The sequence below is a fragment of the Pseudomonas sp. E141 genome, from assembly GCF_052659885.1.
The window spans coordinates 1,538,484-1,550,882 of record NZ_CP084024.1; the positions used below are offsets into that span (position 1 = coordinate 1,538,484).

The following is a 12,399-nucleotide window of genomic DNA, read 5'->3' on the forward strand; positions in this document are numbered from 1 at the left end:
TTCATCGCGGGCAAGCCTGGCTCCCACAATCTGTGATGCGGGTATTTTTGGATAATTAAATTGCATGCAATTTAATTGCTCGCTATCTTCAGTGTCCTCTTCTTCCCATCTGGAGCCTTGCCATGAGCGACAACCTGCTGAGCATCCCGTGCACCACGATCAAGGGGGAGCAAAAGACCCTCGCCGATTTCGCCGGCAAGGCTGTGCTGGTGGTCAATACTGCCAGCCAGTGCGGCTTCACTCCCCAGTACAAGGGGCTTGAGGCGTTGTGGCAGACCTACAAGGACCAGGGCCTGGTGGTGCTGGGCTTTCCCTGCAATCAATTTGGCAAGCAGGAGCCGGGCAACGAGGGGGCGATTTCCGAGTTCTGCGAGCTGAACTTTGGTGTGAGTTTTCCGCTGTTCAAGAAAATCGAGGTCAACGGCGCCAATGCCCATCCGCTGTTTGTCCAGCTCAAGCAGCGGGCGCCCGGCGTACTGGGGTCCAAGGGCATCAAGTGGAATTTCACCAAGTTCTTGATCGGCAAGGACGGCCAGGTGGTCAAGCGGTTTGCGCCGACCACCAAACCCCAGGACCTGACCGGTGAGATCGAAGCCTTACTCAAATGAATGATCTGTCAGTCGATGCGCTGAAACTCGACAGCCAGTTGTGCTTCAAACTGTACGCCGCGTCGCGGGCGGTCATTCGCGGCTACAAGCCCATGCTCGATCAGCTCGGCCTGACTTATCCGCAATACCTGGCGATGCTGGTGCTGTGGGAGTGGCAGGTAAATGCGCCGGAACAACCCACGGTCAAGGCTCTGGGCGAACGGCTACTGCTGGATTCGGGCACGCTGACGCCGTTGCTCAAGCGCCTGGAACAACTGAGCCTGGTTCAGCGCCAGCGTTCGGCCCGCGATGAGCGGGAGGTGCATCTGAGCCTTACGCAAACCGGCTGGGAATTGCGTGAGCAGGTCGGTCCGCTCAAGGCCCGCCTGTTATGCGACAGCGGGCTTGACCTGGACCGCCTGGGAGAGTTGCGAGACGGTCTCGATCATCTGTTGGGGCAGATCAAAGCGCTGACGTAAGCGGCACCCACTGGTCCAGTAACGCCGCCAGCTCTTCGCGCCGAAACGGCTTGGACAGGTAATCGTTCATGCCGGCGGCCCGGCATCGCTCACGTTCCTCAGGCATGGCGTTGGCTGTCAGTGCGACAATCGGCAGATCCGGCCAGCGCCCGCTGCGACGGATCTGGCGACTGGCTTCGTAACCGTCCATGACCGGCATGTTGCAATCCATCAGGACCAAATTGAAATCCCTCTGTTCGAGCAGGTCCAGGGCTTCGGCGCCATGGGCCGCGACGATGACTTCGCAACCGAGCTTCACCAGCATGCCCTTGGCCACCAGTTGGTTGACCGGATTGTCTTCCACCAGCAACACCCGCCCGCGTTTGGACGGCGCCAGGGTTTCGATCTGAGCGTCATTGATGGTGGTGGCGTCGCTTTGCAAGGCGCGACGCAGGATCTGATAGAGGGCATGGCGCGCCAGGGGCCGGGCCTGCTGTAACAAGGGGGCGAGGGCGGCGGCTTCTTCGCTGGGCAGAAAACTGCCATATGCGGTGACCAGCAGGATGGGCGCGTCGAAGGTGGGACGCATAGTGAACAGGCATTCCGGGCAGTCGGTAATCAGGATGTCAGGCTTGAGGCCCAGCAATCCGTCATCCACTGAACGTCTTTCATAGTCCAGCCCCCAGCCGGGCAATAGCATGTTGAGCAATTCGGCCAGGCCGCTGCCGCGGTCGGTGATGGCCACGACATTGCCGTGCAAGGGTTCGACGGGCGTCGCGGCGGTATGGCAGGGCAGGGGCAGGTCAGCGCAGAACTGGCTGCCGAAACCGGCTTCGGAGGTGATCGTCAACCGGCCTTGCATGGCTTCACAGAGGTTGTAGGTCAACGCCAGGCCCAACCCGGTGCCCCCGAACTGGCGGGTAATGCCAGCACCGGCCTGGGTGAACGGTTGGAGAATTCTTGCTTGGGCTTCCTGGGGGATGCCGATACCGGTGTCACAGATCTCGATTCGCACGCCGTCTTCATGTGGACTCAAACGTACGTCGACCCGGCCGAAGCGGGTGAATTTCAGCGCATTGGACAGCAGGTTGCTGACGATCTGGCGCACCCGGGTCGGGTCACCCAGGACCTGGGCTGGAAGCGCCGGGTCGATCAGGCAGGCCAGCTCGACGCTGGGAGCGGCGTTCTGGGAAAGCAGGTTGGCGGTGTCTTCGACCAGCGAGCCAAGGTCGAACGGGATGCGTTCGAGTTCCAGTTGACCGGCGTCGAATTTCGACAGATCAAGGATATCGTTGAGCAGTTCAACCAGCACCTTGCCCGAGTCATGGGCGATCGATAGCTGTTGCTGTTGTTCGGCCGTCAGGGGGCCATCCAGTGACAGCGCGATCATTCCCAACAGACCGTTGAGCGGCGTGCGGATCTCATGGCTCATGTTGGCCAGAAAGACGGAGCGGGCTTCGGCCATATCCAGGGCGGTGCGCCGGGCCACTTCCAACTCCTCGTTGGACTGGCTGAGGCGGGCATTGATGGCTTTGAGTTCGGCGGTACGGGCCGAGACAATGTTTTCCAACTGCGCCAGGTAATCGGTGAGGCGATTTTCGGCCGTGCGCCGTTGCTGAATCTCGGTGGCGATATTTTCGAACTGCTGGTTGGCCACCGAGACCAGTACACCGATCTCGTCCTGCTGGTGGCCGGAGGGGCATTCCAGACGACTCTGCTCGCCGCTACTGGGATCGCGGCTGCTCAGTTCGCGGATCACCCGAACCAGCGGCTTGGTCAGCATCACATAAAACAACGCCAGCAGCAGACCGGTCAGGATCAGGCTGCGGGCGAAACCATTGAGCAGCGTCACTTCGGCCCGGCGCAGGAACCGGCTGCCGAAAGCATAGGTGTCGACCTCCAGCCGCAGCACGCCCAGGGACTCGGCCGGCAGGTGGTCCAGATAGAGGCGGTCTTCGAACTGGCGCTGGGCCCCGAAGAGAAAGTCGCTGATGAACCGATAACTGCTCTGCAGTTCGGGGCGTTTGACGCTGGCCAGCACGGTGTTGTTGTTATCGATCAGTTGGGCACCGATGATGGCCGGTGAGCGCAACAGGCCCAAGGACAGCTCCTGGGCGAGTTCGGCATCGATGTTATAGGCGATACGCGATGCCGGGTTGTGGCTGATTTCCAGCAGCGACAGGATTTCACGGTTGATCGACGCGTCTTCGCTGGCATAATCGATGCCGATCTGCATCAGGCTGAGCAAAGTACCCAGCACGAAACCCACCAGAACGGTCAGCCGGGCCTGCTTGTAGGACAGCCGTTGGGTGAATCTGATGTCCATGGAATGATGAACCACTTACGTTTCCCTTCGCCGCTCAAGCATAGCTGATCATCTCTGAATACCGATGCAGCCGGTTTATGTTGTGTGGGATAGACCCGCCATTGGGTACGGCGTTTCGTCGCTGTAGCGCCATCATCACTGTGAACCTGTCCGAGGAGAAGACATGGACTCTCGATTGAATGCTTTTCTTGAGCGTGCCGATGCGGTGCTGGCTCGCATAGAGCCCTTGTTGCCTGCTCCACGGCCGGCTATCGATTGGACCCGAACGCTGGCGGCCCGTTGGCAGCGCGACGGGCGCAGTGGTTACCTGCTGCCGCTTGAAGTCAGCCTCGACATGCGCCTGTCGGACCTGATCGGCGTGGATCGTCAGGTTGAACAGCTGGGTCGCAACACCCGCCAATTCATCGATGGCATGCCGGCCAACCATGCGTTGCTGTGGGGCTCGCGTGGCACTGGCAAGTCGTCTCTGGTGCGCGCGTTGCTGGCCGAACATGCCCAGCATGGCTTGCGGTTGATCGAGATCGAGCGCGATCACCTGGCCGATCTGCCGCGGGTGGTCGAACAAATCGCAAAGCTGCCGCAGCGCTTTGTGCTGTTCTGCGATGACCTGTCGTTCGAATCCGGGGAGGGCGATTACCGCGTTCTTAAAAGCGTGTTGGACGGGTCTCTGGAACAGGCGCCGGACAACGTGCTGTTGTACGCCACCTCCAACCGCCGTCACCTGGTGCCGGAAAAGGAAAGCGACAACGAGAACTGGAAGCGGGTCGATGGCGAGCTTCACCCCAGCGAGGCCGTGGAGGACAAGATCGCCCTGTCTGACCGTTTCGGGTTGTGGCTGTCGTTTTATCCGTTTACCCAGGAGCATTTCCTCAACGTGGTGGAGCACTGGATCGGCGAGCTGGCGGCCAAGGCCGGGCTGGCCTGGCAGCGTGATGAAGCGCTGGATGTGCAGGCAGTGCGTTGGGCCACCGGGCGCGGCAACCGCAACGGACGTTGCGCTTATCAGTTTGCCCGATATTGGGTGGGCCTCAAACTTCTGGAGAATAAGGCATGATCGATTTGAAAGGCACCGGCGAAGGTCTCGACGGCTATGGCTTGTTAGCGGCACAGCTTGAGTCCTTGCTGGCCGATGAGCGTGATTTCATCGCCAATGCCGCGCAGTTTTCGGCCTTTCTGTTCAGTCAGCTGGACGACTTGAACTGGGCCGGCTTTTACCTCAATCGCAACGAAGAACTGGTGCTGGGCCCATTCCAGGGGCAGATCGCCTGCGTGCGAATTCCCTTTGGCCGTGGTGTGTGCGGGACAGCGGCGGCGACCCGCCAGACTCAGCGTGTTGAAGACGTCCATGCCTTTGCCGGGCATATCGCCTGCGACAGCGCGTCGAACAGCGAACTGGTGGTGCCGCTGGTCAAGGGCGGGCGCCTGATCGGCGTGCTCGACCTGGACAGTCCGAAACTGGCACGTTTTACCGAGCATGACCGGGCCGGTATCGAGCAACTGGCCGATATCTTCCTGCGCCTGACAGACTGCTGACCCGCTTGCCGTAGCAGTTGGCCAAAGCTCGGACCGCGTTCGGCTCGGCAGCGCCTACAACGGCGGCTTTCATGCCTTCAGTCCGGCCTTGTCCAACAGGCTGTCCGGGTCGACCTCATCGATCTGGCGCGGATCGAGAAACTGGTTGGCGTAGCTCAGGTAGATCTTTTCATCGATGAACAGCCCGAACAGCTCTGGATCGATGTGGGCGTCACGGCACATGGTGGCCATGATGCCCAGGGCTTCACTCAGTTTCTTGGCCTTCTTGTAAGGACGATCGGCAGCCGTCAGTGCTTCGAAAATGTCCGCAATCGCCATCATGCGTGCCGGCAGGCTCATCTCCTCGCGTTTGAGCCGCTTGGGATATCCCGTGCCGTCCATCTTCTCGTGATGCCCGCCAGCGATCTCCGCCACGTTGCCCAAATGGCTGGGAAAGGGTAACTGGCTGAGCATCAGGATTGTTTGCACCATGTGATGGTTGATGACGTAACGCTCTTCACGCGTCAGCGTGCCTCGTTTGATGCTGAGGTTGTAAAGCTCGCCGCGGTTGTACTTCCAGGGCGGCACGTCGAGCTGGAACCCCCACGGGTTGTCTGTCGGGATCAGCTCGGCTTCGTGCCGCTCCAGCAGGTGCTCGGGCTTGTCCGCCAACAACCGTTCAGTGACTGGAAGCGCAGGCTTGGGCGTGCGTGCCTGGCGCCGGTTCTCTTCCCAGGAAACCCCCAGGCGGTCATCCAGGGTCCGGGTCCAGGGGCGTTGGGCGATATCTTGCAAACGTTGCAGGTCGGCGTCGGCCATGGCCTCGGAGCCGAGGTTGCAGCGGGCGACGAAAGCAAAGTCGTCATCGAGGCTGGCCAGTGTGGCGTCGCGTCGCTGGGCCAGGGATGACGGCTCGCCACCCGTTGCCAGGGCCTGCCAATAATCGACCCAGGCGTCGCGCTTGAGCACCTCGAAGCGCGTGCGGATCTCGTGGATCCGGTCGTTCAGGGTTTCCAGTTTGGTGGCTTTGTCGACCACGTATTCGGGGGTGGTGACCTTGCCGCAATCGTGCAGCCAGGCGGCGATGTGCAGCGCTTCCCACTCATCTTCCGTGGGACGGTAGGCCTGGAATGCCGACGCCTGGCTGGCAGCGGCGGCCTGGGCGAGCATCAGCGTCAGGGCTGGCACCCGCTGGCAATGACCGCCGGTGTAAGGACTCTTGGCATCGATCGCCCCAGCCAGCAGTTGAATGAACGAATCGAGCAGTTGTTTTTGCCGGGCTTGCAGGCGCTGGCCTTCAATGCTCACGGTGGCGGCGCCGGACACGGCCTGCAGGAAGGCGATGCGGTCTGGCTGCAGTTTTTCCAGGTCGGCTTCGGTGCCGCTGTCGGTTATCAGCAACACCAGAACCCCGACGGTTTCCTGGTGACGATTGCGCAGGCGGATGCCGATCAGGTGAACCCGTGGCGCATCCAGTGCCAGCAGGACACTCTTGAGGTCGCCGACCTGCTCGAAGCCCAACGAGGTGACGAGGTTGTCCGAGGCGTCCAGTTGCTGCAGCCATGGCGGGCTGTCCTGTGCCTTGAGCGCATGACCTTGCAAGCCGAAGGCAGCAAGGTCCCGAGGCCTTCCATCGATGACCAACCCATAGGGCCTGACCTGATCGTCATCGTTCTCGCGCAGGTAAATCAGGCCGGCCTGGGCCTGGCCGATTTTCACTGTTTCGAACAGCACCCGCTCCAGCAACGGGGCAAAGCGGGTTTCGGCGCGCAGACTGGCGGTGATTTCGAAGAAGCTTGCCAGGGTCTCTTTCATTCGCGCCATCGAGACGCCCAACTGATCGACCTCCAGCACGGGGGAGCGACGGGACACCGGGTAGTTGAAATCGAAGCTGCGAATGGCGTCCGCCTCCTGCACCAGTGCGCGCAGGGGCTTGACCAGAATCCTGGAGGTCAACCAGCCCAGGGGCAGGCACAGGAGCAGAGTGGCGAGGGTAATCAGCGCGCCTTGCCAGCGCATGCGATAGGCATCGGCCAGCAACTCATCCTCAGGGACCAGCAACGCCAGTTCCAGGCCCTGCGGCCCGCCTTCCTGCATGTGGCTGCGCGAAACGATCCATTGGCGTCCACCAGCCTCCAGGCGTGGGGTGTCGGTGTTGTCGTCGAGTGCGGCGGCGATGGCCGGGCTGAGGTCGCGGGCCTTGATCAGGCGTGCCGACTGGGTGTCGGTGATCAGCCGATGACTGTCGGGGTAGGCGACTGTATTGCCTTGGGGGTCGAGCAGCACAATCTCGGTGCCGGCGGTCACCCTGTGCTTGGCCAGGGTCTGGGACAGGGACGCCAGGGTCAGGTCGGCAGCGATGACCGCCTGTTCGCCACTGCGCCGGGCGAGGGTGGTGCCCAGGTTTTGGGTGGAGAAGAATACGTAGGGTTCGGTGGTGATTTGCTCGGCGCTTCCCAGCGCGCTGCGAAACCAGCCTCGGTTGCGCGGATCGTAGGATTCGTCGGCAATGTCCTGACGGCTGACGAGCGTCAGGCTCTGGTCGTAGAACAGCGACTGGGCACGAACCTGTCCGGGGGTAGCTGTCCTATCCACGGTCCAGACCTGGTAGGCCGCGTTGGCCGGTGCTTTCAGCGCGGTCTTCAGGGCTTCGGTACGCAAGGGACGGACCATCAGGAAGTCGCCATTGCTGTCGCCCAGGTACAGCGACGCCAGGTTCGGGTTGTCCCGCAGCGCCTGGCTGAAGGGGGCGAGCAGGGCCAGGCGCTGAGCGATCCTGGGTTCACGTGTCGCCGGGTAATCGGCTAGCAGGCCCAACAGGTGGCGGATGGGTTCATAGGTGTCATACAAATCCAGGCGTACGTCCTGCTCGATGCGGTTGAACAGTTTTTCACTGCTGGACAGGATGATTTGCGTGGTCTGGCGATAGTTGAAAATGCCTAGCACCACACCGGTCAGCAGCAGGAGCAACGTAAACATCACGCTGATGTGTACGTGCAAGGGGAACCGGCGTTGTTGCGGACGCGGTGCGCTGGGCATTGCAGTCACTCCAAGTGTTGGTGGGCGTTCCCAACTCATTCCCTGCCGCGCCGGGGGAAACCAATCGAGAACGCCCCTGGTGCGCACTGCTGAGCGATCAGCATAGTAAACGCTGGATTATTTTGCCTTGGCGATCTCTGTTTCCAGGGCGCGCTCCAGTTCGGTCATGGCCTGGTCGAGCGCCTCGGTACATTCGCCAATGGGTTGCGCACCCTGTGCCTGGTGGCAGGCGTGTTCCAGCGCCTCACATCTTTGTATCAACGAGGTCGCCTGCACGATTCGGGCGACGCCTTTTATTTTGTGCGCGGCCTCGGTCAGTGCCTGTCGGTCCCCACTGCGGGCAATATCGAGCAACTCCCGGCGGTCCGAGCGATTGCTGCTGAGCAGTTCTTCCAACAGGCGCCGGATGGACAAGGGGTTGCCACCGGTCAAGGTCTGCAGGCTTTGCACATTGAAAGCCTTGGGCCGGCTGGTGGATCTGACTGTTTTCATCCATTGGCTCAGGGCGCTCAGGCTGATCGGTTTGAACAGGCAGTCGTCCATTCCGGCGTCCTGGCAGCGTTGTTTTTCCTCCGGTTGTGCGTTGGCGGTAAACCCCAGGATGGTGCAGCGCGGCAGTTCGCGTTCGCACTCATGGCGACGAATCGAACTGGCCAGTTCGTAGCCACTCATGATGGGCATGTTGCAATCGGCGATGACCAGGTCGAAATCCCCTTCATGCCAGGCTTTGAGTCCTTGTGCGCCATCATGGGCGACCTGATGGTGATGACCCAGGTACTCCAGTTGTTGCGACATCAACAAGCGATTGGCCGGATGGTCATCCACGACCAGGACGCTCAAGGCGGCCGTGGCCGTTTCAACGACAGGTTCCGGGGGCACGCAAACCGTGGTGGTCGGCAGGGTAGTCAGTTGCAGTGAAATCTGGACCCGGGTGCCGACGCCCGGCTCACTGCTCATGTGCAGACTGCCGCCCATCATCTGACACAGGTTGCGACTGATCACCAGGCCAAGTCCTGCGCCCGTTCGCGCCATCCGGCCGGTGTTGTCGACCTGGGAAAACGGCTCGAACAGACGTTGCAGGTCTGCCGCACTGATGCCGATGCCGCTGTCGCTGACCTCCAGTTGCATGTGCAGGGTGTCATCCGGGGCGGTCGGAGACAGTTGGACCTTGATTTGAACTTGACCCTGTTCGGTAAATTTGAGGGCATTGCTGATCAGGTTCGAGAGCACCTGTTTGAATCGCAAGGGGTCTATCAGGACGTCCGGGTTGCCTTCGGCCGGGTCGAACAGCAGCGACAATGCCAGGTTCTTTTGTCGAGCAACGCCTTCGAAAACCCGTATGACCGATTGCAGCAAGGCCCTGAGATTGACCCGCTCGGGCGCCAGGCTCAGGTGACCTGACTCGATCCGTGCAATGTCCAGGATGTCGCCGATCAGCTCGAGCATGCCGGAAGCCGATTCGTACGCCACTTCTATGGTCGAGCGGTCCAGATGGCCCTTGTCGGCATGTTTCAAAGCCAGCTCCAGCATGCCGATCACCGCGTTCATGGGGGTGCGGATCTCATGGCTCATGGTCGCCAGAAACGTGCTTTTGGCGCGGTTCGCATTGTCGGCCCGCTCCTTGGCGGCGCGCAGTTCGTCGAACAGCTGGCGTCGCTCGCTGATGTCGATCCAGCCGCCAATGATGCCCTGTACTTCGGCGTTTGAGTTGCGATAGGGGAGAATCCAATGGTAGATGGTCAGCTTGTCAGCCCCGATATGTAACGGGCGATCCAGGACCAGCGGAGTGCTTTCGGCCATGACCCGCTGATAGTCCGCCTGGTACTCCTGCGCTTCGAAAGCATTGCTCATGGACCCAGGCATGACGTTCTTGCCGATGACCTCTTCGCGTTTCACGTTGAACGTCTGCAGGTAACTGTCATTGCAACTTTGCAGGAAACCGTTGCGATCTCTGACGTAGATCGGGTGAGGGGTGCCGTTGAGCAGTGAGTGCATGAACTCAAGCTGGTCATTGAGGGCCAGCTCCGCCCGTTGACGTTGCCTGATCTGGCGCTGCATGTAGGCATTCCATGCCAGCGACAGCAGCAACAAGAGGCCGACGCCGGCGACGATCTGGAAAAACAGGCGGTTATAGGTGCGCCACGCGTGTTCCGATGCCGACACGTAACCTCGCCAACGATTATTGATCACGCCCAGTTCGTCCGGGTCGATGCTGGTGAGGGCTTTGTCGAGAATGGAGTTCAGCTCCACGGCGTCTTTGGCAGTGGCCAACGAGAACATGGCCTGGCGGGTTCCTACGGTGCTGCTGATTTGCAAGGTGTCTCGCAACGAGTGCGACGAGATGAAGTAGTTGGCCATGACCAGAGAGTTCACGCTGCCATCGATCTGGCCCTTGGCGAGCATTTCAACGGCATGGAGAGGGTCGTCGGTTTCGATGATCTTGATGTCCGGATACTGGCTGCGTAGCCATTCAATGACCGGATTGTCTTGAGTGATGGCCAGGCTTCGGTCCCCGAACTGGTCGAGGGTTGCCGGGGTGTCGGCTTGCTTGCGGGTCAGCAGGACGAATGAGCTGTCGACGTAGGGGCGGCTGAACTTCAACTGTTGCTGCCGCGCGCTGCTCGGCAAAAGCGCTGCAATCATGTCGGCCTGACCGTTCAGGACCGCGGCAATCATTTCGCTGTCATTCTGAGTGCGCTGGATCTCCAGGCGGATGCCGGTGCGCAACCGGATCAGTTCCAGCAGGTCGGCACTGATGCCGCGAAAGTCACCATCGGAGTCAAAAAAAGTGAAGGGCGCCGCGGTTTCGTTGACCACGACTCGCACCACCGGGTGCCGTGCCAGCCAGCGTTGCTCCCGGGCGGTCAGTTGTATCTTGTGTTCCGTGAGATACAAGTCGCTGCCAGCGCTCCAGCGTTTGGAAATGGCCGCTTGCTCGGTGATGGAAATCTGGTTCAGCGTGGCATTGATGGCCTCCAGCAGCCGGGTATCGTGACTTCGAACCGCGAAACCGAATCCATAGGACTCATGCTTGCCGAAGCTGGCCATGCGGATGTTGCTCAGGTAACCCTTGCTGATCATGTAGTGGGTGGAAATGGTATCGCCGAGAAAGACATCCGCCTGGCCGAAAGCGACGGCGTTTATGGCGTTCTGGTAGGAGGGGTAGGTGCTGATGATTGCCTTGGGGTAAAGCTTTTCGATTTCCCGCAGCGGCAGGTAGTGATAAACCATGCTCAGCCGCAATCCCTGGAGATCTTCGGTCAGGGAACGGCTTTCATTCGTCCGGGTGACGAGAACGGGCTGGTCCACTGCATAAGGGGTCGATAGCACAATGCCGGGGGTGCGAGCTTCGAAACCATTGGCGGTGCCGAGCAGGTCGATTTTTCCATTCTTGAGGGCAGCAATGGCCTCGTCCCGGGAAGCGAAACGCAAAACCCGCATTGGCAGACCGATCGCCCTGGCGATGACGCCGGCGTAGTCGGCAGTCATGCCCTCGTAGTCTTGCCCGCTGGTGGACAGATCGAAGGGCGGATAATCAGGGGCAGACGTTCCCAGTACCAATTCCTGCCGGTCCTGTAACAGGCTACGGTGAGCGTCATCCAGCAGGACCTCGACATGAGCCGCCGTCGAACGACCCAAAAGCGTGTAGTGCTCGGGCGTGCCCGGCGTCGCCATGAGGACGTGCGCATATAACCCCGCGCTTAATAGCAGGAGGCATCTATTTATGCATTTGAGCATCCGGTCTTTTCTCACACCAGCGCGTTGCGCTTCGCCATTTCAATCAGTTCTACCAGGGACTTGACCTTGAGTTTTTGCATCAATCTTTTTTTGTAAGTGCTGACGGTCTTATTACTTAGAAACATACCTTTGGCTATTTCCTTATTGGTGCGGCCCTGAGCAAAAAGTTGCAGCACCATCAACTCTCGGTCATTGACGCTCTTGAACAAATCCAGCTCTATGCTGCGAGGATCATCCTGGCGGACCGGGTTCAGTGCCTGGCTGGGGAAATAGTTATAACCGGACAAAACGGCCTTGATTGCACTGACCAGTTCGCTGAGGTCTTCCTGTTTACAAACGTATCCCGAGGCACCGGATTGCATGCACCGGATACCGAAAAGCGTTGGGGACTGAGCGGTGAGCACCAATGTTTTAAGGGGCGTGGTCATGGCGTTGAACCGTGAGAGAATTTCCAGCCCGTCAAGCCTGGGGATGCTGATGTCCAGAATGACCAGGTCCGGCATGCATTCGCGCACCATTTGCATCGCATCCACACCGTTGTCAGTTTCCCCTACGACTTTATAGCCCTCATGCTCCAGGAGCATGCGAACGGCGAGGCGGATGACCGGGTGGTCGTCGACAATGAAAACGGAGTTCATGAATAAAGTCCCTACGAGCTTAATAAAGCGCGCACCTTAGCCCAGTTAATGCCGGGGTCGTATGAGGAGACAGGCATACATATTCAATTTCAGAAGTTTCC

8 protein-coding genes are annotated in these 12,399 nt (G+C 60.0%); 4 read left to right on the top strand and 4 right to left on the bottom strand.

All coding sequences use genetic code 11. From position 1 onward, the window contains the following. Positions 1-122 precede the first annotated feature (122 nt). Positions 123-608 (top strand): glutathione peroxidase, encoded by a 486-nt coding sequence (locus GKKCFE_RS07010; protein WP_047226374.1) that lies wholly within the window; start codon positions 123-125, stop codon positions 606-608. After that, positions 605-1,066 carry a MarR family winged helix-turn-helix transcriptional regulator gene (locus GKKCFE_RS07015; RefSeq protein WP_047226375.1) on the top strand — a complete coding sequence of 154 codons (462 nt, stop codon included), beginning with the start codon at positions 605-607 and terminating at the stop codon, positions 1,064-1,066. Before GKKCFE_RS07010 ends, GKKCFE_RS07015 begins: the two co-directional genes overlap by 4 nt. Here the strand turns inward: GKKCFE_RS07015 and GKKCFE_RS07020 are convergent. Further along, a complete protein-coding gene (locus GKKCFE_RS07020; protein WP_281459416.1) occupies positions 1,050-3,371 on the bottom strand; it encodes a hybrid sensor histidine kinase/response regulator in 2,322 nt (773 codons plus the stop codon). The genes GKKCFE_RS07015 and GKKCFE_RS07020 overlap by 17 nt on opposite strands. 163 nt (positions 3,372-3,534) lie before the next feature. On the opposite strand from GKKCFE_RS07020, the gene GKKCFE_RS07025 reads away from it, so the two are divergent. Both GKKCFE_RS07025 and GKKCFE_RS07030 read left to right on the top strand, forming a co-directional pair. Then, complete coding sequence (locus GKKCFE_RS07025) at positions 3,535-4,425, top strand: ATP-binding protein (RefSeq protein WP_047226377.1); 891 nt, start codon at positions 3,535-3,537, stop codon at positions 4,423-4,425. Beyond that, the gene (locus GKKCFE_RS07030; RefSeq protein ID WP_047226378.1) at positions 4,422-4,904 is read left to right on the top strand and encodes a GAF domain-containing protein; all 483 of its coding nucleotides are present in this window, start codon (positions 4,422-4,424) and stop codon (positions 4,902-4,904) included. The genes GKKCFE_RS07025 and GKKCFE_RS07030 overlap by 4 nt, the downstream gene beginning before the upstream one ends. Before the next feature lie 69 nt (positions 4,905-4,973). Here GKKCFE_RS07030 and GKKCFE_RS07035 read toward each other — a convergent pair whose 3' ends face one another. From GKKCFE_RS07035 to GKKCFE_RS07045, 3 genes are all read right to left on the bottom strand, one after another. Beyond that, positions 4,974-7,922 carry an HD domain-containing phosphohydrolase gene (locus tag GKKCFE_RS07035; protein WP_445577659.1) on the bottom strand — a complete coding sequence of 983 codons (2,949 nt, stop codon included), beginning with the start codon at positions 7,920-7,922 and terminating at the stop codon, positions 4,974-4,976. Between the two features lie 117 nt (positions 7,923-8,039). Further along, on the bottom strand, positions 8,040-11,597 hold the full coding sequence (locus GKKCFE_RS07040) for a transporter substrate-binding domain-containing protein (RefSeq protein ID WP_445577660.1): 3,558 nt from the start codon (positions 11,595-11,597) through the stop codon (positions 8,040-8,042). A 74-nt stretch (positions 11,598-11,671) separates the two neighbouring features. Beyond that, on the bottom strand, positions 11,672-12,298 hold the full coding sequence (locus tag GKKCFE_RS07045) for a response regulator transcription factor (RefSeq protein WP_047226381.1): 627 nt from the start codon (positions 12,296-12,298) through the stop codon (positions 11,672-11,674). Positions 12,299-12,399 lie beyond the last annotated feature (101 nt).